Raw genomic sequence first — 25,448 nt, forward strand, 5'->3', positions numbered from 1 at the left:
TGTCACGAGCCTGCGTTAGTCTGACCGTTCATTGCTGTCTGCCGAGCCTTCCATGCCTGACCTGCTAGACCGCTACCCGCTGACGGCGGGCACCTATCACGAACTGCTCGACGACAGTGGCGCCGTGCGCCCGCACTGGTGCCGGCTGTTCGAGCAGTTGCAACGCAGCACGCCGGCACAATTGGTGCAGCGTCAGGCCCTGCTGACCCGGCAGATTCAGGAAAACGGCGTTACCTATAACGTCTATGCCGACCCCAAGGGCGCGGACCGGCCGTGGGAGCTGGACCTGCTGCCCCATGTCATCGCGGCCGATGAGTGGCAACAGTTGTCGGCCGGCATCGCTCAGCGGGCGCGCTTGCTCAATGCCGTGCTGGCTGATCTTTACGGTCCGCAACGGCTGATTGCCGAAGGTCTGCTGCCCGCTGAGCTGGTGTTCGGTCACAACAACTTCCTTTGGCCCTGCCAGGGCATCAGCCCGCCTGACGGAGCCTTTCTGCATCTGTATGCCGTGGATCTGGCGCGCACACCCGATGGCCGCTGGTGGGTGACGGCGGATCGTACCCAGGCGCCTTCGGGAGCCGGGTATGCGCTGGAAAACCGCACGATTGTGTCCCGGGCCTTTCCCGAGTTGTACCGCGATCTGAAAGTGCAGCACCTGGCCGGGTTCTTCCGCACCTTGCAGGAAACCCTGGCCCGTCAGGCCCCGAGTGACGGGGACGCGCCGTTGGTGGTGCTGCTGACACCGGGACGTTTCAACGAAAGCTATTTTGAACATCTGTATCTGGCTCGCCAGCTCGGTTATCCGCTGGTGGAGGGTGGTGACCTGACAGTGCGCGACGCCACGGTTTACTTGAAAACCCTGAGTGGCCTGCGACGGGTCCACGCGATCATGCGCCGGCTCGACGATGATTTCTGCGACCCGCTGGAGTTGCGCACCGATTCGGCCCTCGGCGTGCCGGGGCTGCTTGAGGCCGTGCGGCAGGGGCGGGTGCTGGTGGCCAACGCCCTCGGCAGCGGTGTGCTGGAATCGCCGGGCTTGTTGGGTTTCCTGCCGAGGATCAATCAATTTCTGTTCGGCGAAGAACTGATCCTGCCGTCCATCGCCACCTGGTGGTGCGGTGAAGCGCCGGTTCTGGCCCAGGCCCTGGAGAAACTGCCGGAGCTGCTGATCAAGCCGGCGTTTCCGTCCCAGAGCTTTGCGCCGGTCTTTGGCCGGGATTTGAGTGAGAAACAGCGTCAGGAACTCGCCGAGCGCATGCAGGCGCGGCCCTACGCCTATGTCGCGCAAGAACTCGCACAATTGTCCCAAGCGCCGATCTGGCAAGCCGAAGACGGTCAATTGCAACCCCGTGCCATCGGCATGCGCGTGTATGCGGTGGCCAGCCGCGAGGGGTATCGGGTACTGCCCGGCGGCCTGACCCGGGTCGCCGCCCAAGCCAATGCCGAAGTGGTGTCGATGCAGCGCGGCGGCGCCAGCAAGGACACCTGGGTGCTGGGCGCGCGTGCGCCCAGCGGCGAACAATGGAAGGCCCAGCGCAACATCGGCGTGCATGACCTGGTGCGGCGCGATCCGTACCTGCCGTCGCGGGTGGTGGAAAACCTGTTCTGGTTCGGCCGTTACTGCGAGCGTTGCGACGACAGTGCCCGTTTGCTGCGCATCATGCTGGCGCGCTATGTCGACGGCGACGACCCGCAAGCCTTGCAGGCCGCGGTGGATCTGGGCGAACGGCTGATGCTGCTGCCCGAGGAGGGCGAGTTGCCGGAACGCCTGTTGGCGGCGTTGCTCGGCGATGACTGGCCGTTCAGCCTGCGTTCCAATCTGCAACGCTTGCAGTGGGCCGCTTCACAGGTGCGCGGCAAGCTTTCGCGGGAAAACTGGCAGGCGCTCGTGGAGTTGCAGCGCGAAGCCATGGAGCTGGAAACCGAGGAGCCGGATTTCGGCGAGTTGCTGGATTTCCTCAACCGTCTGGTGATGTCCCTGGCGGCGCTGTCCGGCTTTGCCCTGGACGACATGACCCGGGACGAAGGCTGGCGATTCCTGATGATTGGCCGGCGGATCGAGCGCCTGCAATTTCTCAGCGGCAGCCTTGCGGCGTTCTTGCGGGGCGCCGGGGCTTTCGACCAGGCGGGGCTGGAATGGCTGCTGGAACTGGGCAACAGCAGCATCACCTACCGTTCTCGCTACCTGGCGGTGGCGCAACTGATCCCGGTGCTCGACCTGTTATTGCTTGACGAGCAGAACCCCCACGCCGTGTTGTTCCAGTTGAAACTGGTGACCCGTACCCTCAAACGCCTCAACGATGACTTTGGTGTGCCACGCGAAGCAGCGCTGCCGCAACTGGTCGAGCGGCTGGCGCGATTCGATCTGGGCTGCCTGGAAAACCCGCTGTTTGGCGACGCCAGTGTTCGCGCCGCCATCGAGGGGCTGGCCGCGCTGCTGCAAGAGATCGCCGACGCCAGCGGGCAAGTTTCCGATCGCCTGGCGCTGCGGCATTTCGCCCATGTCGACGATGTCAGCCAGCGCACGGTGTCCGTCTGATGAGTGCTCATTACCAGATTTTTCACGACACCCATTATCACTACGACAGCCCGGTGTCCCTGGCCCAGCAACTGGCGCATTTGTGGCCACGGCCTTGTGCCTGGCAGCGCTGCACCGAACAGAAATTGCAGATCAGCCCCGAGCCGACCTCGCGTCGCGATGAGCTGGATGTGTTCGGCAATCCGTTGACCCGGCTGGCGTTCGAGCGTCCCCACGATGAATTGCTGGTCAACGCCAGCCTGACCATTGAAGTGCTGCCCCGGCCTGCGTTGGACTTCAATCGGTCACCGGCTTGGGAACAGACCCGTAGCGCGCTGACCTACAGCAGCCAACCGCTGTCGCCAGAATTGCTCGAAGCCTGCCGATACCGGTTTGAATCGCCGTATGTGCATTTGAAGAAAAACTTCGTCGAGTTTTCGCAAAGCTGTTTTCCGCCCGGTCGGGCGTTGTTGCTCGGTGTGCAGGCGTTGATGGAGAAAATCTTCAGCGAGTTCACCTTCGATGCCGAAGCGACCCAGGTGGCCACACCGCTGGTGGAGGTGCTGGAGCGCCGACGCGGGGTCTGCCAGGACTTTGCCCATCTGATGCTCGCCTGCGTGCGTTCCAGAGGGTTGGCGGCGCGTTACATCAGCGGTTACCTGCTGACCCAGCCGCCACCGGGCCAGCCACGGCTGATCGGCGCTGATGCGTCCCACGCCTGGGTCTCGGTGTTTTGCCCGGTGCTGGGGTGGGTGGATTTCGATCCGACCAACAATGTGCAACCGGCGCTGGAGCACATCACCCTGGCCTGGGGCCGGGATTTTTCCGATGTGTCGCCATTGCGGGGGGTGATTCTGGGAGGGGGCAATCACGATCCGGAGGTGCGAGTCACAGTGATGCCTTTGGAGTAATGAAGATCAACTGTAGGAGCGAGCCTGCTCGCGATGGCGGCAGCACATTCACCATCCAGTTGACTGTCATGCCGCTATCGCGAGCAGGCTCACTCCTACAGGAATTGCGGTGTTGTGGAGTCATTCGATTGGCCTGTGAGGGTCAGCAGCAAAGCTGCCAACCCTTTACACAGATCCGGTGGGCCTGATCAGGTTATCGGGCCCGGAGGTTCTCAGGCGTCGGGCGCCGAGTCTTTCGGTGCATCAACATCGTCTTCTGCCGCCACTTCACCCTCAGGGTTCAGTGCCGCTTCTTCAGCTGTAGCTTTCTTGCGCTGAAGCTTTTCCTCTTTCTTCTGCTCCTTGGCCAAGTCTCTCTGACGTTTGGCGAAGGAATAATTAGGTTTAGCCATGGGCGATCCTCTGGGGTCGAAGGTGAGGTTGAGCGGCGCATATTCTGCCCTGTATCGGTGCCGAGCCGTTAGTTGGGTTTTTGCTCGGCCCATTTTGGCGCTATGGAAGGTTGCCAGGCATCCAGAGCATCGAGCAGGGTTTGCGGTGATTCGCTCACTTGCAGCATGTCACGGTGCTGGCCGCGAACGAAGCCTTCGCCGACGATGTGATCAAGAAAAGACGTCAATTTGCTGTAGAAGCCATTCACTTCCAGCAAACCCAGCGGTTTGCCGTGGTAGCCGAGTTGGCCCCAGGTCCAGACTTCGAACAGCTCTTCGAGGGTGCCAAGGCCACCGGGCAGCGCGATAAAGGCATCGCTGAGCTCGGCCATCCGGGCCTTGCGCGCGTGCATGCCATCGACGACTTCCAGGCGAGTCAGGCCGCTGTGGCCGATTTCCTTGTCCTTGAGGCTTTGCGGGATGATGCCGATCACTTCACCGCCGGCCACCAGGGCCGCATCGGCGACGATGCCCATCAGGCCCACGGCCCCACCGCCATACACCAGGGTCAGCTTGCGCTCGGCCAACGCCCGGCCAAGGGCCACGGCTGCTTCGCGGTAAGCCGGGTTGGTGCCGGTGCTGGCACCACAAAATACACAAACGGATGTTAAAGACATGCCTTGCTCCATGGTCGATCAGGGCCACAGAGTAAAGGCAGGCGCACGGCACTCCAAGGGCTAGACTTCGTGTTCTGGGGTTTCGTATGTACCGCTGGCGCCGCAGGCGTAGGCGGCCAGCAAACTGCACAACAGGTTGTTGATCGACATGACAGACGCTCCATTTGAAGGGGGACGGCCTGATGATAGGCCCGGGCCAGACACTTGGCTGGTAGATATTTCGCATCGGTGTCATAGCGCGAAAGTTGTATACAATTTTTGATTCAAGTCATATGAACTTGCGAAGTTTTCAGGCAGTCTTCTGTCCATTCGCGATTCTCGTTAACCCTGCCTTGGAGATTCACCATGTTTGCCAAACTTGTTGCGGTATCCCTGCTGACACTGGCCAGCAGCCAATTGATGGCTGCCGAGTGCAAGACCACCATTGACTCCACCGATCAAATGTCCTTCAGCACCAAGGCCATTGAAATCGACAAGAGCTGCAAGACGTTTACCGTGGAACTCAAGCACTCCGGCAGCTTGCCGAAGAACGTCATGGGCCATAACTGGGTGCTGAGTAAAGAAGCTGACATGCAGCCGATCGCCACCGACGGTCTGAGTGCCGGCATCGACAAGAACTACCTGAAAGAAGGCGACGCCCGCGTGATCGCCCACACCAAGATCATCGGCGCCAATGAAACCGATTCGGTGACCTTCGACGTGTCCAAGCTGGATGCGGCTGAAAAATACGGTTTCTTCTGCTCGTTCCCGGGCCATATCTCGATGATGAAAGGCACGGTTACCCTGAAGTAAGACTGTCCACCGCGTTATCGTTCATCGCGAGCAGGCTCACTCCTACAGGTACTGCGCTGTCCTTGTAGGAGTGAGCCTGCTCGCGAATGGGCCATCTGCATCAACAAATGTGCTGGCCAAAGAAAAGCCCGCTGAGGATCACTCTTCAGCGGGCTTTTTCATTCACTCACGCCTCAAGGCGCAAATGGCATCACGCGCTTGTGATGGGTCTTGTTGTACGTATCAACAATGATCCTGAACGCCTCTTCACGCACCGAATTGCCGTGCAGGAAGGCGTCGATCTCGGCGTAGGTCACGCCGTGGGAGGCTTCGTCCGGTTTACCCGGCGACAGATCCTCAAGGTCGGCGGTCGGGACTTTTTCCACCAGAGACTCTGGCGCGCCGAAGCTGCGGGCGATGGCGCGGACCTGGTTTTTCACCAGGCCACTCAGTGGCGCCAGATCGCAGGCGCCGTCACCGAACTTGGTGAAGAAGCCCATCACCGCTTCCGCCGCGTGATCGGTGCCAATCACCAGGCCATGGGCCGCGCCGGCGATGGTGTACTGGGCGACCATGCGCATGCGCGCCTTGGTGTTGCCGAGCACGAAGTCCACCGACACTGCATGTTTGCCTTCGAAGGCTGCCACTTCATTGGCCAGGGATTTGACGGCCGGGCCGATGTTCACGGTGTGGCGCTCGTCCGGCTTGATGAAATCCACCGAAGCCTGGGCGTCGTGCTCATCGAACTGGGTTTCGTAGGGCAGGCGCACGGCGATGAATTTGTACGCGGCATCACCGCTGCGCTGGCGCAGTTCACGGACGGCCCGTTGGGCCAGCAGTCCGGCGGTCAGGGAGTCGACCCCGCCACTGATGCCCAGCACCAGGGTCTTGAGCCCGGAGTTGACCAGGCAGTCCTGAATGAAGGTCACCCGCCGGGCGACTTCGACCTCAAGGGCGGCCTCGTCGGCGAATGGCGGCTGGACCTTGAGCTGTTCAGCAATCTCACGCTGTACGGCTTGCATGAATTCACTCCTTGCTTGATGTACTGGAAAGGGCGGCAGGAACCTGGAAAACGTGTCGCAAGTAAGCGACGAAATTCGGGTCTTTGCAGTGCGTCTTGCCTGGCTCGTCGGATATCTTCGCCACCGGCTGGCCGTTGCAGGCGGCCATTTTAAGCACGATGCTCATCGGTTCGACACCCGGAATATCACAGGTCAGGTTGGTGCCGATGCCGAAGCTGACATTGATCCGACCGCGCAGCGCCCGGAATATTTCCAGGCACTTGGGTAATGTCAGGCTATCGGAGAAGGTCAGCGTCTTGCTCATCGGGTCGATGCCGAGCTTGTGATAGTGGGCGATGGCTTTTTCCGCCCAGATCACCGGGTCGCCCGAGTCGTGGCGCAAACCGTCAAAAAGCTTGGCGAAAAACAGATCGAAATCGCCGAGGAAGGCATCCATGGTGATGCAGTCGGTCAGGGCAATCCCCAGCAGGCCACGGTATTCACGGACCCAGCAATCGAGCGCGGCGATCTGGCTGTCGATCAGCCGCGGGCCGAGTTGCTGGTGCGCCATGATCCATTCGTGGGCCATGGTGCCCAGGGGTTTCATGTCCAGCTCCCGGGACAGGTGCACGTTGCTGGTGCCGACGAAGCGTCCTGGGAAGTCGTGCTTGAGCACATTCACCACTTCTTCCTGCACGCGGTAAGAAAAACGTCGGCGTGTGCCGAAATCGGCCACCTGCAATTCGGACAATTCATCACTGCTGGCATTGGCGCTCAGCCAGTCGAACTTGCGGTAGAGCTGCTCGCGGGCCTGCTCCAGCACGACCTCGCGGTAGCGATAGCGGTTGCGCACCTCGCTGACCAGCGCCAGCAGCGGCACTTCGAACAGGATCACGTGCAGCCAGGGGCCACGCAGGCGGATAAACAGCTCACCGTTTTCGAGGCCGGTGTGGATGTAGCGCAGGTTGAAGCGAAACAAACCGAGAAAACGCAGGAAGTCCGGCTTCAGGAAGCTGATGCGCTCCAGAAAGCTCAACTGGTCGGCGCTCAGGCTCAACTCGGCCAGGCGCTCGATCTGGAAGCGGATTTCCGCCAGGTACGGGCGCAAGTCCTCGCCGTTACGGCAACGAAACTCCCATTCGACTTCGACGTTCGGGTAGTTGTGCAGCACCGCCTGCATCATCGTCAGTTTGTAGAAGTCGGTGTCGAGCAGGTTCTGCACGATGCGATCGGCAAACACACTCTCGCTCATAACGGGAATCTCCAGCGTTGCAGCAGTATTGATCAGTGGCGCTAGTGGCGCATATCAGCGGCAGGGATTGCCAGCAATTTTTTAGACCGCAGCAGATCCCTGCAGGTGTGAGCTTTTGTGGCGAGGGGGCTTGCCCCCGTTCGGCTGCGCAGCAGTCGCAATAGCTCCAGCTACGAAGTTGCAAATTTTGGGGCTGCTGCGCAACCCAACGGGGGCAAGCCCCCTCGCCACAGGGAAAGTGCAAGACGTTAGTGCTGCACCACATCCGGGCTATCAATCTGCTCCAGCATCCACTTCACAAAGTCCCGCACCTTGGGCACTTCCGCCGAGTGCTCCGGGTAGGCAAGGTAATAGGCGTCGGTGCTGGGCATTGCATGCTGCCAGGGAATGACCAGTTTGCCGTCGGCCAGTTCCTCTTCCACCAGAAACCGCGGCAGCAACGCCACGCCGCAGCCAACCTGGGCGGCGCGGATGCACATATAAAAGGTTTCGAAGCGCGGGCCGTGGTAGCTGTGCTCGGTGTGGTAGCCCTGATGCTCGAACCAGTCGTGCCAGGCCTGGGGGCGGGAGGCGTTTTGCAGCAGTACCAGGTCGGACAGTTGCGTCGGATCGGTGAACGGTTGGGCAGGCAGGCTGCCCGGGGCGCACACCGGCACCAGCTCTTCGCCGAACAGCTTCAGGCACTCGGTGCCCGGTCGCGAGCCCTGGCCGAAGTAGAACGCCAGGTCGCTGCGACCTTGCAGCAGATCGTCGGCTTCCTGCTCGCTGCACAGGTCCAGGTGAATCGACGGATGACGCAGGCGCCAGCCTTTCAGGCGCGGCACGAGCCAGCGTGCGCCGAAGGTCGGCGGTGTCGAGACGCGTAGTACTTCTGTTTCGCCACCGTAGGAACGCAGGTAATGGGTCGACATCTCGACCTGCGTGAGGATCTTTCGTACCTCAACCAGGTACAGATCGCCTGCCGGCGTCATCTGCAGGCGGCGGCGTACCCGGCGAAACAGCAGGTGCTGCAACAGCTCTTCGAGTTGCGCGACCTGCTTGCTCACGGCGCTTTGGGTCAGGTTCAACTCTTCGGCGGCGCGGGTGAAGCTCAAGTGCCGGGTGACGGCCTCGAAGCACTGCAACGCAGCGATCGATGGCAAGTAGCGTTTATTCAGCATGGGCGGTCCTTGGTTCTTGTCTCTTTATTGCCAGCAATGCACAGCATGAATAAACGGAATGATATCTCTCTTAATGGTCGTTTGTTGAGTAACCTCCGGGCAGCTAAAACTATAGGTCTGATCAGCCGTGAATTTCCGGCTGCACGTGTTCTGTCTTTTGCTTGAGGAGTGACCCATGGTTGCCGCATTGCTTGATCGTCTAGGTGTGAACCCGGCCCTGTACCAGAACGGCAAAGTGCCGGTGCATTCGCCGATCGATGGCAGCAGGATCGCCGCCGTGAACTGGGAAGGCGCTGCTGAAGTCGAGCAGCACATCAGTCGCGCAGATCATGCGTTCGATCTGTGGCGCAAGGTCCCGGCACCGCGCCGTGGCGAACTGGTGCGGCAACTGGGTGACATCCTGCGTGAATACAAGGCCGATCTCGGCGAGCTGGTGTCCTGGGAGGCCGGCAAGATCACCCAGGAAGGCCTGGGTGAAGTTCAGGAAATGATCGACATCTGCGATTTCGCCGTCGGCCTCTCCCGTCAGCTGTACGGTTTGACCATCGCCTCCGAGCGACCTGGCCACCACATGCGCGAAACCTGGCATCCGCTGGGCGTCGTCGGCGTGATCAGTGCGTTCAACTTCCCGGTCGCGGTCTGGGCCTGGAACGCCACGCTGGCGCTGGTCTGCGGCAACCCGGTGATCTGGAAACCGTCGGAAAAGACCCCGCTGACCGCACTGGCTTGCCAGGCGCTGTTCGATCGCGTGCTGAAGAATTTCAGCGATGCGCCACCGCACCTGAGCCAGGTGATCATTGGCGGTCGCGATGCCGGCGAAGCCCTGGTCGATGATCCGCGTGTCGCGCTGGTCAGCGCCACCGGCAGCACCCGCATGGGCCGTGAAGTGGCGCCGAAAATCGCCGCCCGCTTCGCCCGCAGCATCCTGGAACTGGGCGGCAACAACGCGATGATCCTCGGTCCAAGCGCCGATCTGGACATGGCCGTTCGCGCGATCCTGTTCAGCGCCGTCGGCACTGCCGGTCAGCGTTGCACCACCCTGCGTCGCCTGATCGCCCATGAGTCGGTGAAAGAAGAAATCGTCACCCGCCTGAAAGCCGCGTACTCGAAAGTGCGTATCGGCCATCCGCTGGAAGGCAATCTGATCGGCCCGCTGATCGACAAGCAAAGCTTCGACAACATGCAGGATGCTCTGGAACAGGCCTTGAGCGAAGGCGGACGGGTGTTTGGCGGTGAGCGTCAGCTGCAAGACAAGTTCGCGAATGCCTACTACGTGTCGCCGGCCATCGTTGAAATGCCGGAGCAGAGCGATGTGGTCTGCCACGAAACCTTCGCCCCGATCCTGTACGTGGTCGGCTACAGCGACTTCCAGGAAGCCCTGCGCCTGAACAACGCCGTGCCACAGGGCCTGTCCTCGTGCATCTTCACCACCGACGTGCGTGAAGCCGAGCAGTTCATGTCGGCGGTGGGCAGCGACTGCGGCATCGCCAACGTCAACATCGGCCCGAGCGGCGCGGAAATCGGCGGCGCGTTCGGTGGCGAGAAAGAAACCGGCGGTGGTCGTGAGTCCGGCTCCGATGCATGGCGCGGCTACATGCGCCGCCAGACCAACACCGTGAACTATTCGCTGGAGTTGCCGTTGGCGCAGGGTATTACGTTCGATTAAGCAGCTTCAAGCTACAAGCTACAAGCTTCAAGCAAACTGGCTTGCAGCTTGTAGCTTGCGGCTTGTAGCTGCTCCGACAGGAGCTTGCAATGCCGTTACGCGAAGAGTGTCTGTGGGAAAAACTGACGCCGCAAAGGCCGGACAATTCGGCTCTCAAGGGTGAGGTTTCGGTGGATGTCTGCGTCATCGGCGCCGGGTTTACCGGTTTGTCGGCGGCGGTGCATCTGCTGGAGCAAGGCAAGACCGTTTGTGTGCTGGAGGCTCATCGCGCCGGCCATGGTGGTTCGGGGCGCAACGTCGGGCTAGTCAATGCCGGGATGTGGATTCCACCGGACGAGATCGAAGCCGGGTTTGGCGAGGCGGTCGGCAGCCAGCTCAACCGCATGCTGGGGGCAGCGCCATCCCTGGTGTTCAGCCTTGTGGACAAGTACAACATCGATTGCCAGTTGCGTCGCGAAGGCACGCTGCACATGGCGCACAACGCCCGCGGCGAAGCCGATCTGCGCAGTCGTGAAGAACAATGGAAGCGCCGTGGGGCGCCGGTGGAATTGTTGACCGGTCAGGCCTGTGAACAAGCGACGGGCACCAAGAAGATCGCCGCCGCGCTGCTTGATCGCCGCGCCGGCACGCTCAACCCGATGGCCTACACCACAGGGCTGGCCAAAGCGGCCATCGGCCTGGGTGGTCAATTATTCGATCATTCTCCGGTCACCCGACTCGAACGTCAGGGCCAGCGCTGGTCTGTGCAAACCGCCCAGGGCTCGGTCATGGCTGAGAAAGTGGTGATCGCCTCCAATGCCTACACCGAAGGCGACTGGACGGAACTGCGGCGCAATTTCTTCCCCGGTTATTACTATCAGGTGGCCTCGGCCCCGCTGACCGAAGAAGCCGCCCGGCAAATCCTGCCCGGGGGCCAGGGTTCCTGGGACACCCGCCAGGTGCTGAGCAGCATCCGTCGGGATAAAGACGGTCGCCTGCTGCTTGGCAGTCTGGGTAATGGCAATCAGAAACCGGCCTGGTTCCTCAAGGCTTGGGCCGATCGCGTGCAGCGACATTACTTCCCTTACCTGAAACCGGTGGAATGGGAGTGCACCTGGACCGGTTGCATCGCGTTTACTCCCGACCATTTGATGCGTCTGTTCGAACCGGCGCCCGGTTTGGTGGCAGTCACCGGTTACAACGGCCGGGGCGTGACCACGGGAACGGTGGTTGGCAAGGCCTTTGCCGATTACCTGTGTAACGGAAATCCTCAAGCGCTACCGATTCCCTTTGCTCCCATGCAGCCATTGGCCGGGGTGGGGTTGCGCAGCTGTCTGTATGAGGCGGGATTCTCGCTGTATCACGCAGGCCAGTGCCTGCGGATCGTGATCTGAAGGTTGATTTTTGCAGTGGGAAGCGGCGCTTTTTCGATCTGCAGCTAGCCTGTAGTGGTGCGGGTTGTAGCAGTCTCGCACCAGCAGTGTGCACTTCGGTGACGCACGTTGTTACAGGCTGGTTGCACGTCGTTTAAAGCCGCGGTTGCAATGATGGCGCAGGAGGGTTGCGCCTCAAAAAAATAATGGTTTTACCTTCCGCGGTTTAGACGGTTGCACGCCCAATGAAAATGGGCCCGAAACAGTCGAAATAACAAGAAAGCAGCGACTTTTTTCAGAATAAAAAACCGATGGCACGGCCCTTGCTCTGAGCATTCAGTGAAGTCGCAGTGCCAATTAAAAAAACCATGGAGCACCACCTCATGTCCCAGACGTTTTACAAGAAAGGTTTTCTGGCCCTCGCAGTGGCAACTGCGCTGGGTGTTTCTGCGTTTGCTCAGGCTGACATCAAGATCGGCGTAGCGGGACCAATGACTGGCGCCAACGCGGCATTTGGCGAACAGTACATGAAGGGTGCACAAGCGGCGGCCGATGCGGTCAACGCGGCGGGCGGGGTAAACGGGGAAAAAATCGTACTGGTCAAGGGCGATGACGCCTGCGAACCGAAACAGGCTGTGACGGTCGCCAAAGACCTGACCAACCAAAAAGTCGCCGGCGTGGTCGGTCACTTCTGCTCCTCGTCGACCATCCCGGCCTCCGAGATCTACGACGAAGCGGGCATCATTGCCATCACTCCAGGCTCCACCAACCCGGCTGTGACCGAGCGCGGCCTGAGCGCCATGTTCCGTATGTGCGGGCGTGATGACCAACAAGGCATCGTGGCCGGCGACTACATTGTCGACGTGCTCAAGGGCAAGAAAGTGGTCGTGCTGCACGACAAGGACACCTACGGCCAGGGCCTGGCGGATGCCACCAAGGCTCAACTGGTCAAGCGCGGCGTAACGCCTGTGCTGTATGAAGGCCTGACCCGTGGCGAGAAAGACTTCAGCACCATCGTGACCAAGATCCGCGGCGCCGGCGCTGACGTCGTCTACTTCGGTGGCCTGCACCCGGAAGCCGGTCCTCTGGTGCGTCAACTGCGTGAACAAGGCCTGAAAGACGTCAAGTTCATGTCCGACGACGGCATCGTGACCGACGAATTGGTGACCACCGCTGGCGGTCCGCAATTCGTTGACGGCGTGCTGATGACCTTCGGCGCCGACCCACGCCTGCTGCCAGACAGCAAGACCGTGGTAGACGCCTTCCGCAAGGCCGGTACCGAGCCTGAAGGCTACACCCTGTACGCCTACGCTTCGGTCCAGACCCTGGCAGCAGCCTTCAACGGCGCCAAGTCCAACAAGGGCGAAGAAGCGGCTGCATGGCTGAAGAAGAACCCGGTCAAGACCGTCATGGGCGAGAAGACCTGGGACAGCAAGGGCGACCTGAAAATCTCCGACTACGTGGTTTACCAGTGGGACAAGGATGGCAAATACCACCAGCTGGAAAAACAGAAGTAAGGGCTGACTCAATCGGGTGAACCCCAAGGGTCCCCTGTGGGAGCGAGCTTGCTCGCGATGACGGACTGGCAGGCGACAACTTTGTTGAATGTTCAACCGCTATCGCAGGCAAGCCAGCTCCCACAGGGGCCGTGGTGGCTTGCCTGATCGTGGCTGACATTGCTCCGACGTAAATCTGTATTTTCCTTAGAAGAACCGCACAGCCACATGTGCAGGTTCTCATTGCGTGAGATTGCGTTATGGATGGTATTTTCCTGCAGCAACTGGTCAACGGCCTGACCCTCGGGTCGGTCTATGGCCTGATCGCCATCGGCTACACAATGGTCTATGGCATCATCGGCATGATCAACTTCGCCCACGGCGAGGTTTACATGATTTCCGCTTACCTCGCGGCAATCAGTCTGGCTCTGCTGGCTTACTTCGGTATCGAATCTTTCCCGCTGCTGATGCTTGGCACACTGATCTTCACCATCGTCGTCACGGCGGTGTATGGCTGGGTCATCGAGCGTGTCGCCTACAAACCCCTGCGTAACTCCACTCGACTCGCACCGCTGATCAGTGCGATCGGTATTTCCCTGATCCTGCAAAACTACGCACAGATCTCCCAGGGCGCGAAGCAACAAGGCGTTCCGACTCTGCTCACGGGTGCCTGGCGCGTTGATATCGGTACCGGTTTCGTTCAGTTGACCTACACCAGGGTCTTCATTCTGGTCGCCGCGTTTGTCGGGATGGCCGCGCTGACCTACATCATCAAGTACACCAAGCTCGGCCGCATGTGCCGTGCAACCCAGCAAGACCGCAAGATGGCTTCGATTCTGGGGATCAACACCGATCGGGTGATTTCCTACGTGTTCATCATCGGTGCAGCGATGGCGGCCCTGGCCGGCGTGCTGATCACCATGAACTACGGCACATTCGACTTCTATGCCGGCTTCATCATCGGGATCAAGGCGTTCACCGCCGCGGTGCTCGGCGGGATTGGTTCGCTGCCCGGCGCGATGCTTGGCGGGATCATCCTCGGGATTTCCGAGTCGCTGTTTTCCGGTCTGGTGAACTCAGACTACAAAGACGTTTTCAGCTTCTCGTTGCTGGTCCTCGTTCTGGTCTTTCGGCCTCAAGGCCTGCTCGGCCGTCCTCTTGTGTCGAAGGTGTAAGCGATGTCTTCAACCACTAAAAAAACCATTGATATCAAAAAAAGTCTGGTTGACGCGATTCTTGCCGGCCTCGTGGCTCTGATTGTGTTCGGCCCGATTGTCGGCATCGTCCTCGATGGCTACGGCTTCAATTTGCAGCCCACTCGCGTGGCGTGGATTGTCGCTATTGTCATGGCCGGTCGTTTTGCCCTGAGCATGTTCCTGCAGACACCCAAGGGCCTGAAAATCCTCGAAGGCTTTGAAACGACAGGCTCCGGGGTGCATGTGCTGGCGCCGGACTACAAGTCGCGGTTGCGCTGGATCATCCCGCTGATGATCGTCATTGCCGTGGTGCTGCCGTTTTTCTCCAACTCCTACCTGCTGGGCGTGGTCATCCTCGGGCTGATCTACGTGCTGCTGGGACTGGGACTGAACATCGTGGTCGGCCTGGCCGGCCTGCTCGACCTCGGTTACGTGGCGTTCTACGCCATCGGTGCCTACGGCCTGGCGCTCGGTTATCAATACCTTGGGTTGGGCTTCTGGACGGTGTTGCCGCTGGCGGCGATTACCGCCGGCCTGGCCGGTTGCATCCTCGGTTTCCCGGTGCTGCGCCTGCACGGTGACTACCTGGCGATCGTGACCCTGGGCTTCGGCGAAATCATTCGCCTGATCCTCAACAACTGGTTGTCGCTGACTGGCGGCCCGAACGGCATGCCGGCACCTCTGCCGACCTTCTTCGGCCTGGAGTTCGGCAAGCGGGCCAAGGACGGTGGAGTTCCATTCCATGAGTTCTTCGGCATCGCCTACAACCCCGACGTGAAGTACTACTTCATCTACGCGGTGCTGTTCCTGGTGGTGCTGGCCGTGCTGTACATCAAGCATCGCCTGACCCGCATGCCGGTCGGCCGCGCCTGGGAAGCCCTGCGCGAAGACGAAATCGCCTGCCGCTCCATGGGCCTGAACCACGTGCTGGTCAAGCTCTCGGCATTCACCATCGGCGCCTCTACAGCCGGTCTGGCCGGGGTGTTTTTCGCCACCTACCAGGGCTTCGTCAACCCGACCTCGTTCACCTTCTTCGAATCGGCGCTGATCCTCGCCATCGTGGTACTGGGTGGCATGGGTTCGACCATCGGCGTGGTGATTGCAGCCTTCGTGCTGACCGTCGCCCCGGAACTGCTGCGCGGCTTTGCCGAGTACCGCGTGCTGCTGTTCGGCATCCTGATGGTGTTGATGATGATCTGGCGACCGCGCGGTCTGATTCGGATCAGCCGTACCGGTGTGACCCCGCGTAAAGGAGTAGCGCCATGAGCGAAGTCGTACTCAGTGTAGAAAAGCTGATGATGCACTTCGGCGGCATCAAGGCGTTGAGCGATGTCAGCCTGAAAGTGCACCGTAACTCGATCTTCGCCCTGATCGGCCCTAACGGCGCCGGCAAGACCACGGTGTTCAACTGCCTGACCGGGTTCTACAAAGCTTCCGGCGGCAAGATCGAACTCAACATTCGTGGGCAACAGACCAACGTCATCAAGTTGCTGGGCGAGCCGTTCAAGCCAACGGATTTCGTTTCGCCGAAATCCTTCGCCAGTCGGCTGTTCTACAAGGCGTTCGGCGGCACCCACCTGGTGAACCGCGCAGGCCTGGCGCGGACCTTCCAGAACATTCGCCTGTTCAAGGAAATGTCGGTGCTGGAAAACCTGCTGGTGGCCCAGCACATGTGGGTCAACCGCAACATGCTGGCCGGCATCCTCAATACCAAGGGCTATCGCAAGGCCGAAAGCGATGCACTGGACCACGCGTTCTACTGGCTGGAAGTGGTGGACCTGGTGGACTGCGCCAACCGCCTGGCCGGTGAACTGTCCTACGGCCAGCAGCGTCGCCTGGAAATCGCCCGCGCCATGTGCACCCGTCCGCAGATCATCTGCCTCGACGAACCGGCCGCCGGCCTCAACCCTCAGGAAACCGAAGCGCTGAGCGCGATGATCCGGCTGCTGCGCGACGAGCACGATCTGACCGTGGTGCTGATCGAACACGACATGGGCATGGTTATGAGTATCTCCGACCACATCGTGGTGCTGGACCACGGTATCGTCATCGCCGAGGGTGGACCCGATGCGATTCGTCACGATCCGAAAGTGATTGCGGCCTACCTGGGCGCCGAAGAAGAGGAGGTGGTATGAGTAAACCCATCCTCGAACTCAAGGATCTGGACGTGTTTTACGGCCCGATCCAGGCCCTTAAAGGTGTCTCGCTGCACATCAACGAAGGGGAAACCGTCAGCCTGATCGGCTCCAACGGTGCCGGCAAGTCGACCCTGCTGATGTCGATCTTCGGCCAGCCACGGGCAGCCGACGGGCAGATCCTCTATCAGGGCGTGGACATTACCCACAAGTCGTCCCACTACATCGCCTCCAACGGCATCGCGCAATCGCCGGAAGGGCGGCGGGTGTTCCCCGACATGACCGTCGAGGAGAACCTGCTGATGGGCACCATCCCTATCGGTGACAAGTACGCCAAGGAGGACATGCAGCGCATGTTCGAGCTGTTCCCTCGGCTCGAAGAGCGGCGTACCCAGCGTGCGATGACCATGTCCGGCGGCGAGCAGCAAATGCTCGCCATCGCCCGTGCCCTGATGAGCCGGCCCAAGTTGTTGCTGCTCGATGAGCCAAGCCTGGGCCTGGCGCCGATTGTGGTGAAGCAGATCTTTGCAACACTGCGGGAACTGGCCAAGACCGGCATGACCATCTTCCTGGTGGAGCAGAACGCCAACCACGCGTTGCGGTTGTCGGACCGGGCGTACGTGATGGTCAACGGCGAAATCCGCATGACCGGCACCGGCAAGGAGTTGTTGGTCAACGAGGATGTGCGTAACGCCTATCTCGGCGGGCACTGAGTCTGCTTTGTTATGCACAAGCCCCGGCGCGCAATCGCCGGGGCTTTTTTACATCTCCAATACCCCGCTCCCACAGGGTTTTGGCATGCCTCTGGGAAATTGTGGAAAACAATATTCCCAAGCTCGTAAAGCGCGACATAAAGCCGCTGCAAATAGTTGTTTTGTCACGGTTTTGACTTGTCCCCGTTTGCTGTGGAACCGGCTGTGAATAACGTGGGAGTAGCTGGCTGGGGGCCTTTTAAACCGTGGCTTGCAGAGGTGTGGTTGTTTTTTGATCAGGCGTTTTTGCGCAGCTTGCAGACCGCTTTGTCAACCTTTTTGTTCGGGATGAAAAGGCATGGAATTGGCGTGGACAAGCCTGTGGATAAGTCTGTGACTAAACTCTGGAAAGACTCGGCTGAAGGCCGTGGTTACTGGCTTGGCGCCATCGTCGGTTTGACCCGTCAGTCATGAAAATGGCCAAGGGCTACACGGCAGGCGGTCGAGGGTCAAGTAAAAAAGTTTCAAAACCCCGCGCAAAGCCTTGTGGATAGCGGCTTGCAGCTTTTCCACTTGCCCCCAAAGACTGTGGACCGGCCTGTGGATAACGTGCGCGCACATGGCTGTAGGCCACGCTGGTCAAGGGCTTGCCGGGATTGAGCGTTTTTTGAACAGATTGAACGGTGGTTGCCGCTGTGAACAAGGCCGGGCATGCTGCCTGCTGATTTTCTATTCCAATGGCTGGCGATCAGCCGAAGCAAGGAGAACACGATGTCCAACACCCTGTTTATTACCGGCGCGACCTCCGGTTTTGGTGAAGCCTGCGCCCGTCGTTTTGCCGAGGCCGGCTGGAAACTGGTGCTGACAGGCCGTCGTGAAGAGCGCCTCAATGCGTTGTGCGCCGAGTTGTCGAAGCAGACCGAAGTCCATGGCCTGGTGCTCGATGTGCGTGATCGCAAGGCTATGGAGGAGGCGATTGCCAATCTTCCGCCATCCTTTGCCAAGCTGCGCGGGTTGATCAACAACGCCGGACTGGCCCTGGGGGTTGATCCGGCGCCCAAGTGCGATCTGGACGACTGGGACACCATGGTCGATACCAACGTCAAAGGCTTGATGTACAGCACCCGTCTGCTGTTGCCGCGCCTGATTGCCCACGGTCGTGGTGCCGGTATCGTCAACCTGGGGTCCATCGCCGGCAACTACCCGTACCCGGGCAGCCATGTGTATGGCGCGACCAAGGCGTTCGTCAAACAGTTCTCCGTGAACCTGCGCTGCGACCTGCAGGGCACGGGCGTACGGGTCAGCAACATCGAACCGGGCCTGTGCGAGAGCGAGTTCTCGCTGGTGCGTTTTGCCGGTGACCAGGAGCGCTACAACGCCACTTATGCCGGCGCCGAGCCGATTCAGCCGCAGGACATCGCTGACACCATCTTCTGGGTGCTTAATGCCCCGGCGCACATCAACATCAACAGCCTGGAGCTGATGCCGGTCAGCCAGACTTGGGCCGGGTTTTCGATCGAGCGTAAGTCTTAATTGTGGCGAGGGGGCTTGTCGGACCGCCGCACCGCCCCGTTGGGCTGCGCAGCAGCCCCGAAACCATAGCGCTCAATTTTTCAGATGTACTTCATCCACCGGTTTTCGACTGCTCCGCAGCCGAACGGGGGGCAAGTCCCCTCGCCACAAGAGCGGTCAAAACCGGACATCAGCTAGACTCCTCCCTCAAGCAACCCGCCACACCCGGCGGTCTAGAGGTTTTAGAGGAGATCAAGTGAGTAATCGAGGCGAGCAGTCGCTGCTCAAACAATCGACCTTCCTGATGCTCGCCGTGACATTCGCCGGGATCATCACCGGTTTTGTTTCGGGCGCCCAATCCATCCTGTTCGATGGCTTCTTTTCGCTGATCGCGGCCTTCATCAAGGTGCTGATGCTGATCACCGCCCGGCTGATCGCCAAGGAAAGCAACCAGCGCTTCCAGTTCGGATCCTGGCACCTGGAACCCATGGTGCTGGTGATTGAGGGCAGCTTCATTTTCCTGGTCGCCATTTATGCCTTTCTCAACGGTGTGTTCGGCATCATCAGTGGTGGTCGCGAGGTCGAACTGGGGCTGGTGATCTTCTACGCGGCGTTCTTCACTGTCGTTGAGCTCATTTATTATTTCTACGTCCGCGAACGCAATCGCACGCTTAAGTCATCGCTGATCCAGTTCGACAACATCAGTTGGCTGGTGGACGCGATGCTGTCGGCGGGGCTGTTGGTGAGTTTCCTCATCGCGCTGCTGCTCAAGACTCAGGGTTACGACCAGTGGGCGGTGTATGTCGACCCGATGATCCTGATCCTGCTGGCCTTGGGCATGCTCCCCCCTGCGTTCAAAATCCTCGGCCCGGCATTGCGCGATGTCTTGGGGATCGTCCCGGATCAACTGGACGACAAGGTGCGTCAGGTGATGGAGGTGGCGAAGGTCGAGCATGGTTTCGACGACTACATTTCCTACGTGCAGAAACACGGCAGGGCCTGTTTTATCGAGATTCACATCGTATTGCCGAAGGATTACTGGCTGGACGGTGTAGGGCAACTGGACAGTCTGCGTGAGGAGATTTCCGCGAAGCTCGGTAAGCCGGATGCAGCGCGATGGCTGACCATCAGCTTTACCGGGGATCGCAAGTGGACTGAGTGATTGGATTTCACCTTGTGGCGAGATATTCCACCAACCCGCGATAACAGGTTGCCAGGTGATAGGGCGTGGTCGACGGCATGTCGCGGCGGCTGACTTCACCGTGCTCGTCACGGCATTCGTACCAGCCCCCGGAATGCAGCGAGCGCTGCTGCAACGCCTGCAACTGGCGCAGCACAGCGGCCTCGCTGTCCGGGCGCAGCGTCAATGCGCGCAGGTACTCGGCCTGGGCCCAGATACGCTGCGTGGCGTCCCGGACGCCGCCATCCGGTCCGAAGTCGAGCATCGCCCGCACGGCGCCAGTCTGCAGATCGACGCCCATCTGCTCGGTAAAGGCGAAGGCCCGCTCCAGATCGGCATGCAGCGTCGAATTGCGCAACAGCGCCGAGGATTCCAGCAGGAAATACCACTCGAACTGATGCCCCGGTTCAAACCAGTTATCCACAGAGCCCAGCGGCTTTTCCATCAACACGCCGTGCTGCGGATCGATGAAGCGTGCGTGCATGGCTGTGCATAACTCGACGAGCGCCTGTTGCACGTCGAGGTCTTCACGCACCGACAGGGTGGCGAGGAATGCTTCGGCCAGGTGCATCAGCGGATTCTGCAAAGGGCCGCTGTCTAGCGACGACCAGTCGCGGTCGAGGGTGGCTTCGTACAGACCGTCGTCCGTGGCGAAACGTTGCGCGACCACTTCCAGCGAGGCATCGAGCACCGACTCCACCAGCGGCTCGCGGACCTTGTCCCAGTAATGGGCGCAGGCGAACAGGATGAAGGCGTGGGTGTAGAGGTCCTTGCGCTGGTCCAGCGGCGCACCTTGAGCATCGACGCTGTAGAACCAGCCGCCGTGCTCGGCATCGTGGAAGTGCCGCTGCAAGGAGCGGAACAACGCGGCGGCACGCTCTTCGGCGCTCGGCACCTGACCGATCAGGCTGGCAAACAGGTACAACTGCCGCGCACAGGCCATGGCCCGGTAGCGTTGCGGTGGCAGCGGTTGGTGTTCGGCATCCAGCGCCTCGTAGGGCAACGCCATGTCGGCATTCCAGCCCGGACCTTGCCAGAGCGGCACGATGACGTTCAGGAAGTGCTGTTGCACCGAGGCGAACAGGGCGGTCAGTTCAGGCTGGGAGGCGGAGCGGGAAACAGGCGGCATTGGCTGGCGTCGTCACGGCAGGGGCGATTGCGCGACATGTTAGCAGAGAGGTCGGCCTGAGCGATGCGGTGTCTGTCAGGCCGCCTTCGCGAGCAAGCCCGCTTCCACAGGGACCCGCGGTGTAAATGCGATCGTAACCACACTTCAAAAACCTGTGGGAGCGGGCTTGCCCGCGAAGAGGCCAATTCAGGCGCTAGAGAACTAGCCTACCAGCAACCACACCCCGGTCGCCGCCGAAGCCGCGCCCGCCAGTCGCACCAGAGGCGCTGCGGCCTGCGGCAACACCCGCACCAGCGCATAACCCGCCGTGTGCAACACCGCCGTCGTCGCGACAAAACCAGTGGCATAGGTCCAGGGACTCGACATGTCCGGCAACTCAAGACCATGCGCCACGCCATGGAACAGCGCAAACAGCGCCGTCGCACCTACCGCCATGCTCAGCGGTGGGCGCACTGCCAACGCGACTGCCAGGCCCAACGCGAGCACCGACGCAGCAATCCCACTCTCCAGTGCCGGCAGGTTCAATCCTTCAAAACCCAACAGTCCGCCAATCAGCATGGTCCCGACGAAGGTGCACGGCAGCGCCCAACGCGCAGTACCTTGCTGCTGTGCGGCCCACAGACCGACCGCGAGCATCGCCAGCAAGTGATCGAGCCCGCCAAGCGGATGGCTGATGCCGGCGATCAAGCCGTTGTCGCCATGCCCCGGATGGGCGAAGGCGAGGGCCGGGGTCAGCAGCAGGGCCAGGGCGCCCAGAATGCGTTTGAGTGTCATGGATAAGCTTCCTTGTTGATAAGTCGTGATCAGGCTGCGGTCAGCAAACCCTGGCGTTCGATGAAGGCGATGATCTCTTCCAGGCCGAGGCCGGTTTTCTGATTGCTGAACACGAACGGCTTGCCGTTGCGCATGCGCTGGGTGTCGCTGTTCATCATCTCCAGCGAGGCACCGACCAGCGGCGCCAGGTCGATCTTGTTGATCACCAGCAGGTCGGATTTGCAGATTCCCGGTCCGCCCTTGCGCGGCAGCTTGTCGCCGGCCGAGACGTCGATCACGTAGATCGTCAGGTCGGACAGTTCCGGGCTGAAAGTGGCGGAGAGGTTGTCGCCCCCGGACTCCACGAGAATCAGGTCCAGCCCCGGAAAGCGGCGGTTGAGCTGATCCACGGCTTCGAGGTTGATCGAGGCGTCTTCGCGGATGGCTGTGTGCGGGCAGCCACCGGTTTCCACGCCGATGATGCGCTCCGGCGCCAGGGCTTCGTTGCGCACCAGAAAGTCGGCGTCTTCGCGGGTGTAGATGTCGTTGGTCACGACGGCCAGGTTGTAACGCTCGCGCAGGGCCAGGCACAGGGCCAGGGTCAGGGCGGTCTTGCCGGAGCCGACCGGGCCGCCGATGCCGACACGCAGGGGTTGTGTGTTCATGTGATTCTCCAAAATAAGGGCCCTAGGAACGGAACAGGCGGCTGTACTGGCGCTCGTGGGCCATACACGCCAGGGACAGGCCGAAAGCGGCGCTGCCGTAATGATCGGGGTCGATTCGGGTGGCGTTCTGTTGAGCTTGTTGAAGCAGCGGCAACAGTTCGCTGGTCAGGCGTTGGGCGGCTTGCTGACCCAGGGGCAGGGTCTTCATCAGCACGGCCAACTGGTTTTCCAGCCAGCTCCAGAGCCATGCAGCCAGGGCGTCCTGCGGGCTGATCTGCCAGGCGCGCGCGGCCAAGGCCCAACCCAGGGCCAGATGTGGCTCGCTGCGTTGTTCGAGAAAGGCGCGGGCGGGTGTGTCGAGTTCCGGCAAGCCATTGAGCAATTGTTGCAACGAGTAGCCCATCTGTCGGCTCTCCTGATGCAACTCGCGGGTTTCGCGACTGGCGCGATGCGCTTCGCAGTTCTGCAGCAATTCGTCCCAGTTTTCCTCGCTGGCGGCCATGCAATGGGCGAGCAGCAACGGCGCTTCGAAGCGTGCCAGATTAAAAAGCAACTGATCGCTGATCCAGCGTCGCGCACTGTCGGGGTCGTGAACCCGGCCGTTATCCACAGCCATTTCCAGCCCTTGGGAGTAGCTGTAGCCGCCAATCGGCAATTGCGGACTGGCCAGGCGCAACAGCGCCCAGGCCGGGTTCATGTGCGTACGCCGAACTGGTGCAGTTTCGGCGCGTAGTTGAAGTCTTCATCGCCGTGGCGCGAGTGGTGATGGCCACCGCCGTAGGCGCCATGTTCCGGCTGGAACGGCGCCTCGATGTTAGCGGCAACGGCACCGAGTTGTTCGAGCATGGCCTTGAGCACGTAATCGTCGAGCAGGCGTAACCAGCCGTCGCCGACTTGCAGGGCGACATGCCGGTTGCCCAGGTGATAGGCCGCGCGGGTCAGTTCGAAGGCATTGGCGCAGGTGACGTGCAGCAATTGTTCGGGGCGGGCGCAGACCCTCACGATTCGCCCGTCTTCGGCCTGCAGGCATTCGCCGTCATGCAACGGCGGCTGACCGCGCTCCAAAAACAACCCGACGTCTTCGCCTTCGGCACTGAAACAGCGCAAACGGCTTTTGCTGCGGGCTTCGAACGTCAGGTGCAGTTCGGCGGCCCAAACGGGTTGAGGGTCGATTCTGCGATGAATCACCAGCATCGGAAGGCTTCCAGCAATGGACAATGCTCAGGCTAGAGCAAGGGGCTTGCCAATTGACTGATGTGTAGGAAATGGCTGACGGAGATGTGGGATGGGTGTCGATGGAGTGAGTTTTTTGACTGAAGTTGGTGCGTTGTTTTTGAGTTGCGCACCAAGTTGAAGCGATGAGCCTCAATGTGGGAGCGAGCTTGCTCGCGAAAGCGGAGTGTCTGTCACATCGACTCTCTATGTGCCGACGCTATCGTGAGCAAGCTCGCTCCCACAGGGGCCTGATCCAGACTGAAGGTTAAGGGTTACTCAGTACTTCCAAGCCCTTGCCAATGCTTGAGGCCGATAAAGATAAACCGCAACTGCTGGGTGATTTTCGCCTGGGGCGTCAGGTGCTCAGGCAGGGCCTCGGCTGGCGGGTCGATGATGTCCGGCAGAGTGGCGAACACGCTCTTGACGATCAGATCCGCCATGACGCTGAGATCGGCGATGTCCAGATGCTGCAGTTTCGGCATCAGTGACAAATCCGCCGCCAGGTCCGAGCTGATGTCTTCACGCAAACGGCCAATGGCCTGGCGCACCGGCAGCGAACCACCGTACTGCTCGCGGGCGAGAAACAGGAACTGCGAACGGTTGGCGCTGACCACGTCGAGAAAGATACGTACCGAGGCATCGATGATGCCGCCCATCACGAATTCGTTGTGTCGCACCAGGCGAATGGTTTCGCGGAATGTCTGGCCGACTTCGCTGACCAGCACCAGGCCCAATTCATCCATATCGGCAAAATGGCGGTAGAAACCGGTCGGCACGATCCCGGCGGTTTTCGCGACTTCGCGCAGGCTCAGGCTGCCGAATCCTCGGCCGCCATCCATCAGGCGCCGGGCAGCGTCCATCAGGGCGTTACGAGTTTGTTGTTTCTGTTCGGCGCGGGGCAGCATCGCAAGGGCGTTTTCTGGACAGTGACGCGGCGCACTCTAGCAAATCGGCTTTGCCGGCGTCGAACGACTGTGGGGGATCAAGCGGGGGAAGTGCGGCATCTATCAAGCGGAGCGCTGAAAAGTCAAAAGCCCAATCCGGGGATTGGGCTTTTTTTCAAGGCGGCCATGGGGCTTAGCTCACGGCGCTGTTGCGTTCGATTACACGGTCACCACCACCTTCAGCGAGGGTTTGACCTTGTGGAGTGCGATCCGCACCATCGGCAGCGAGGGTTTGGCCTTGTGGAGTACGATCCGAACCATCTGCGGCGAGGGTTTGGCCTTGTGGAGTACGGTCGGTGCCATCAGCGGCGAGGGTTTGGCCTTGTGGAGTACGGTCGGTGCCATCAGCGGCGAGGGTTTGGCCTTGTGGAGTACGGTCGGTGCCATCAGCAGCCAGGGTTTGGCCTTGTGGAGTACGATCCGAGCCATCTGCGGCGAGGGTCTGGCCTTGTGGGGTGCGGTCCGAGCCATCCTGAGTGATCAGGCCTTTTTCTTTCAGGCGATCATTACCACCTTCGGCGACGGTCTGGCTGAACACCGAGTGGTTTTGTTTCACTTGTGGAGTGGCCTGGTCAGCCGCTGGCAGGGCAAAAGCAGTGCTGGCCAGCATCGAGAGTGTAAGGCTGAGCAGTAGTTGGCGTTTCATGATTATTTTGCTCCTTGGGGGTGCGAATAAGTGGGTACGAGAGCAATGCTACTCTCGATAAATCGATATGAAAGTTCATAAACGCAATGGTAATAATCAATGGAATTGATTGTTTGCTGCGGAGGCCCTAGGCCGGGCGTTTCCGGAGAATTGTCTTTCGCTTTTATGGGTATTTTCGACCCACCTATGACGTGCAAAAGTGCAGG

At 60.4% G+C, this 25,448-nt stretch carries 25 protein-coding genes; 13 read left to right on the forward strand and 12 right to left on the reverse strand.

What is annotated here, in order from left to right; genetic code table 11:
* The first annotated feature begins 52 nt into the window (after positions 1–52).
* Complete coding sequence (locus tag KGB07_RS19985; protein WP_046039846.1) at positions 53–2,539, forward strand: circularly permuted type 2 ATP-grasp protein; 2,487 nt, start codon at positions 53–55, stop codon at positions 2,537–2,539.
* On the forward strand, positions 2,539–3,429 hold the full coding sequence (locus KGB07_RS19990) for a transglutaminase N-terminal domain-containing protein (protein ID WP_046039852.1): 891 nt from the start codon (positions 2,539–2,541) through the stop codon (positions 3,427–3,429). The genes KGB07_RS19985 and KGB07_RS19990 overlap by 1 nt, the downstream gene beginning before the upstream one ends.
* A 212-nt stretch (positions 3,430–3,641) precedes the next feature.
* Here KGB07_RS19990 and KGB07_RS19995 read toward each other — a convergent pair whose 3' ends face one another.
* Entirely contained in the window at positions 3,642–3,821 is a 180-nt protein-coding gene (locus KGB07_RS19995) for a hypothetical protein (RefSeq protein ID WP_007973286.1), read from the reverse strand.
* A gap of 68 nt (positions 3,822–3,889) precedes the next feature.
* Complete coding sequence (locus tag KGB07_RS20000; RefSeq protein ID WP_223466342.1) at positions 3,890–4,477, reverse strand: TIGR00730 family Rossman fold protein; 588 nt, start codon at positions 4,475–4,477, stop codon at positions 3,890–3,892.
* Positions 4,478–4,822: 345 nt separating this feature from the next.
* On the opposite strand from KGB07_RS20000, the gene azu reads away from it, so the two are divergent.
* Complete coding sequence (gene azu / locus KGB07_RS20005; protein WP_046039856.1) at positions 4,823–5,269, forward strand: azurin; 447 nt, start codon at positions 4,823–4,825, stop codon at positions 5,267–5,269.
* A 173-nt stretch (positions 5,270–5,442) separates the two neighbouring features.
* Here azu and nadE read toward each other — a convergent pair whose 3' ends face one another.
* From nadE to KGB07_RS20020, 3 genes are all read right to left on the reverse strand, one after another.
* A complete protein-coding gene (nadE, locus tag KGB07_RS20010; protein WP_046039857.1) occupies positions 5,443–6,270 on the reverse strand; it encodes an ammonia-dependent NAD(+) synthetase in 828 nt (275 codons plus the stop codon).
* Between the two features lie 4 nt (positions 6,271–6,274).
* Positions 6,275–7,501, reverse strand: a complete 1,227-nt coding sequence (pncB, locus tag KGB07_RS20015; RefSeq protein ID WP_046039859.1) for a nicotinate phosphoribosyltransferase — start codon at positions 7,499–7,501, stop codon at positions 6,275–6,277.
* A 248-nt stretch (positions 7,502–7,749) separates the two neighbouring features.
* Complete coding sequence (locus KGB07_RS20020; RefSeq protein WP_046039860.1) at positions 7,750–8,661, reverse strand: LysR family transcriptional regulator; 912 nt, start codon at positions 8,659–8,661, stop codon at positions 7,750–7,752.
* Between the two features lie 175 nt (positions 8,662–8,836).
* Here KGB07_RS20020 and KGB07_RS20025 point away from each other — a divergent pair, with 175 nt between their 5' ends.
* From KGB07_RS20025 to KGB07_RS20070, 10 genes are all read left to right on the forward strand, one after another.
* Positions 8,837–10,327, forward strand: coding sequence for an aldehyde dehydrogenase family protein (locus tag KGB07_RS20025; RefSeq protein ID WP_046039862.1), 1,491 nt, complete (start codon positions 8,837–8,839; stop codon positions 10,325–10,327).
* Positions 10,328–10,416: 89 nt separating this feature from the next.
* A complete protein-coding gene (locus KGB07_RS20030) occupies positions 10,417–11,700 on the forward strand; it encodes an NAD(P)/FAD-dependent oxidoreductase (RefSeq protein ID WP_223466344.1) in 1,284 nt (427 codons plus the stop codon).
* 362 nt (positions 11,701–12,062) lie between these two features.
* Positions 12,063–13,196 (forward strand): ABC transporter substrate-binding protein, encoded by a 1,134-nt coding sequence (locus KGB07_RS20035; RefSeq protein WP_008048115.1) that lies wholly within the window; start codon positions 12,063–12,065, stop codon positions 13,194–13,196.
* A gap of 239 nt (positions 13,197–13,435) precedes the next feature.
* Positions 13,436–14,350, forward strand: a complete 915-nt coding sequence (locus KGB07_RS20040; protein ID WP_046039867.1) for an ABC transporter permease subunit — start codon at positions 13,436–13,438, stop codon at positions 14,348–14,350.
* Between the two features lie 3 nt (positions 14,351–14,353).
* Positions 14,354–15,637 carry a high-affinity branched-chain amino acid ABC transporter permease LivM gene (livM, locus tag KGB07_RS20045; protein WP_046039868.1) on the forward strand — a complete coding sequence of 428 codons (1,284 nt, stop codon included), beginning with the start codon at positions 14,354–14,356 and terminating at the stop codon, positions 15,635–15,637.
* On the forward strand, positions 15,634–16,506 hold the full coding sequence (locus KGB07_RS20050) for an ATP-binding cassette domain-containing protein (RefSeq protein ID WP_046039870.1): 873 nt from the start codon (positions 15,634–15,636) through the stop codon (positions 16,504–16,506). The genes livM and KGB07_RS20050 overlap by 4 nt, the downstream gene beginning before the upstream one ends.
* Complete coding sequence (locus KGB07_RS20055) at positions 16,503–17,219, forward strand: ABC transporter ATP-binding protein (RefSeq protein WP_007979701.1); 717 nt, start codon at positions 16,503–16,505, stop codon at positions 17,217–17,219. Before KGB07_RS20050 ends, KGB07_RS20055 begins: the two co-directional genes overlap by 4 nt.
* Before the next feature lie 204 nt (positions 17,220–17,423).
* Positions 17,424–17,672 (forward strand): hypothetical protein, encoded by a 249-nt coding sequence (locus KGB07_RS20060; protein ID WP_046039871.1) that lies wholly within the window; start codon positions 17,424–17,426, stop codon positions 17,670–17,672.
* Positions 17,673–17,969: 297 nt separating this feature from the next.
* Positions 17,970–18,731, forward strand: a complete 762-nt coding sequence (locus KGB07_RS20065; RefSeq protein ID WP_046039872.1) for an SDR family oxidoreductase — start codon at positions 17,970–17,972, stop codon at positions 18,729–18,731.
* A gap of 235 nt (positions 18,732–18,966) precedes the next feature.
* Complete coding sequence (locus KGB07_RS20070; protein ID WP_223466346.1) at positions 18,967–19,872, forward strand: cation diffusion facilitator family transporter; 906 nt, start codon at positions 18,967–18,969, stop codon at positions 19,870–19,872.
* 7 nt (positions 19,873–19,879) lie between these two features.
* On the opposite strand, the gene KGB07_RS20075 is transcribed toward KGB07_RS20070, so the two are convergent.
* From KGB07_RS20075 to KGB07_RS20105, 7 genes are all read right to left on the reverse strand, one after another.
* On the reverse strand, positions 19,880–21,019 hold the full coding sequence (locus tag KGB07_RS20075) for an AGE family epimerase/isomerase (protein WP_223466347.1): 1,140 nt from the start codon (positions 21,017–21,019) through the stop codon (positions 19,880–19,882).
* A gap of 201 nt (positions 21,020–21,220) precedes the next feature.
* Positions 21,221–21,793, reverse strand: coding sequence for a HupE/UreJ family protein (locus tag KGB07_RS20080; protein WP_046039875.1), 573 nt, complete (start codon positions 21,791–21,793; stop codon positions 21,221–21,223).
* Positions 21,794–21,822: 29 nt separating this feature from the next.
* On the reverse strand, positions 21,823–22,437 hold the full coding sequence (gene ureG, locus KGB07_RS20085) for an urease accessory protein UreG (RefSeq protein ID WP_046039876.1): 615 nt from the start codon (positions 22,435–22,437) through the stop codon (positions 21,823–21,825).
* Between the two features lie 22 nt (positions 22,438–22,459).
* The gene (locus KGB07_RS20090; protein ID WP_046039877.1) at positions 22,460–23,134 is read right to left on the reverse strand and encodes an urease accessory protein UreF; all 675 of its coding nucleotides are present in this window, start codon (positions 23,132–23,134) and stop codon (positions 22,460–22,462) included.
* On the reverse strand, positions 23,131–23,631 hold the full coding sequence (gene ureE / locus KGB07_RS20095; protein WP_046039879.1) for an urease accessory protein UreE: 501 nt from the start codon (positions 23,629–23,631) through the stop codon (positions 23,131–23,133). The genes KGB07_RS20090 and ureE overlap by 4 nt, the downstream gene beginning before the upstream one ends.
* 293 nt (positions 23,632–23,924) lie before the next feature.
* Complete coding sequence (locus tag KGB07_RS20100) at positions 23,925–24,557, reverse strand: TetR family transcriptional regulator (protein WP_046039880.1); 633 nt, start codon at positions 24,555–24,557, stop codon at positions 23,925–23,927.
* 172 nt (positions 24,558–24,729) lie between these two features.
* Positions 24,730–25,242 (reverse strand): hypothetical protein, encoded by a 513-nt coding sequence (locus KGB07_RS20105; protein ID WP_223466348.1) that lies wholly within the window; start codon positions 25,240–25,242, stop codon positions 24,730–24,732.
* Positions 25,243–25,448: the final 206 nt, after the last annotated feature.

The sequence above is a fragment of the Pseudomonas sp. GL-RE-26 genome (genome assembly GCF_019956275.1).
GTDB classification, from domain to species: domain Bacteria; phylum Pseudomonadota; class Gammaproteobacteria; order Pseudomonadales; family Pseudomonadaceae; genus Aquipseudomonas; species Aquipseudomonas grandcourensis.

Excerpts from the sequence above, each read along its gene's own strand:
- azu (WP_046039856.1), top strand. The coding sequence starts at position 4,823 with ATGTTTGCCAAACTTGTTGCGGTATCCCTGCTGACACTGGCCAGCAGC.
- KGB07_RS20080 (WP_046039875.1), bottom strand. The coding sequence starts at position 21,793 with ATGACACTCAAACGCATTCTGGGCGCCCTGGCCCTGCTGCTGACCCCG.
- KGB07_RS20055 (WP_007979701.1), top strand. The coding sequence starts at position 16,503 with ATGAGTAAACCCATCCTCGAACTCAAGGATCTGGACGTGTTTTACGGC.
- KGB07_RS20065 (WP_046039872.1), top strand. The coding sequence starts at position 17,970 with ATGTCCAACACCCTGTTTATTACCGGCGCGACCTCCGGTTTTGGTGAA.
- nadE (WP_046039857.1), bottom strand. The coding sequence starts at position 6,270 with ATGCAAGCCGTACAGCGTGAGATTGCTGAACAGCTCAAGGTCCAGCCG.
- KGB07_RS19990 (WP_046039852.1), top strand. The coding sequence starts at position 2,539 with ATGAGTGCTCATTACCAGATTTTTCACGACACCCATTATCACTACGAC.
- KGB07_RS20100 (WP_046039880.1), bottom strand. The coding sequence starts at position 24,557 with ATGCTGCCCCGCGCCGAACAGAAACAACAAACTCGTAACGCCCTGATG.
- KGB07_RS20000 (WP_223466342.1), bottom strand. The coding sequence starts at position 4,477 with ATGTCTTTAACATCCGTTTGTGTATTTTGTGGTGCCAGCACCGGCACC.
- KGB07_RS19985 (WP_046039846.1), top strand. The coding sequence starts at position 53 with ATGCCTGACCTGCTAGACCGCTACCCGCTGACGGCGGGCACCTATCAC.
- KGB07_RS20075 (WP_223466347.1), bottom strand. The coding sequence starts at position 21,019 with ATGCCGCCTGTTTCCCGCTCCGCCTCCCAGCCTGAACTGACCGCCCTG.
- ureG (WP_046039876.1), bottom strand. The coding sequence starts at position 22,437 with ATGAACACACAACCCCTGCGTGTCGGCATCGGCGGCCCGGTCGGCTCC.
- KGB07_RS19995 (WP_007973286.1), bottom strand. The coding sequence starts at position 3,821 with ATGGCTAAACCTAATTATTCCTTCGCCAAACGTCAGAGAGACTTGGCC.
- KGB07_RS20090 (WP_046039877.1), bottom strand. The coding sequence starts at position 23,134 with ATGAACCCGGCCTGGGCGCTGTTGCGCCTGGCCAGTCCGCAATTGCCG.
- livM (WP_046039868.1), top strand. The coding sequence starts at position 14,354 with ATGTCTTCAACCACTAAAAAAACCATTGATATCAAAAAAAGTCTGGTT.
- KGB07_RS20105 (WP_223466348.1), bottom strand. The coding sequence starts at position 25,242 with ATGAAACGCCAACTACTGCTCAGCCTTACACTCTCGATGCTGGCCAGC.
- KGB07_RS20040 (WP_046039867.1), top strand. The coding sequence starts at position 13,436 with ATGGATGGTATTTTCCTGCAGCAACTGGTCAACGGCCTGACCCTCGGG.
- pncB (WP_046039859.1), bottom strand. The coding sequence starts at position 7,501 with ATGAGCGAGAGTGTGTTTGCCGATCGCATCGTGCAGAACCTGCTCGAC.
- ureE (WP_046039879.1), bottom strand. The coding sequence starts at position 23,631 with ATGCTGGTGATTCATCGCAGAATCGACCCTCAACCCGTTTGGGCCGCC.
- KGB07_RS20030 (WP_223466344.1), top strand. The coding sequence starts at position 10,417 with ATGCCGTTACGCGAAGAGTGTCTGTGGGAAAAACTGACGCCGCAAAGG.
- KGB07_RS20025 (WP_046039862.1), top strand. The coding sequence starts at position 8,837 with ATGGTTGCCGCATTGCTTGATCGTCTAGGTGTGAACCCGGCCCTGTAC.
- KGB07_RS20035 (WP_008048115.1), top strand. The coding sequence starts at position 12,063 with ATGTCCCAGACGTTTTACAAGAAAGGTTTTCTGGCCCTCGCAGTGGCA.
- KGB07_RS20050 (WP_046039870.1), top strand. The coding sequence starts at position 15,634 with ATGAGCGAAGTCGTACTCAGTGTAGAAAAGCTGATGATGCACTTCGGC.
- KGB07_RS20020 (WP_046039860.1), bottom strand. The coding sequence starts at position 8,661 with ATGCTGAATAAACGCTACTTGCCATCGATCGCTGCGTTGCAGTGCTTC.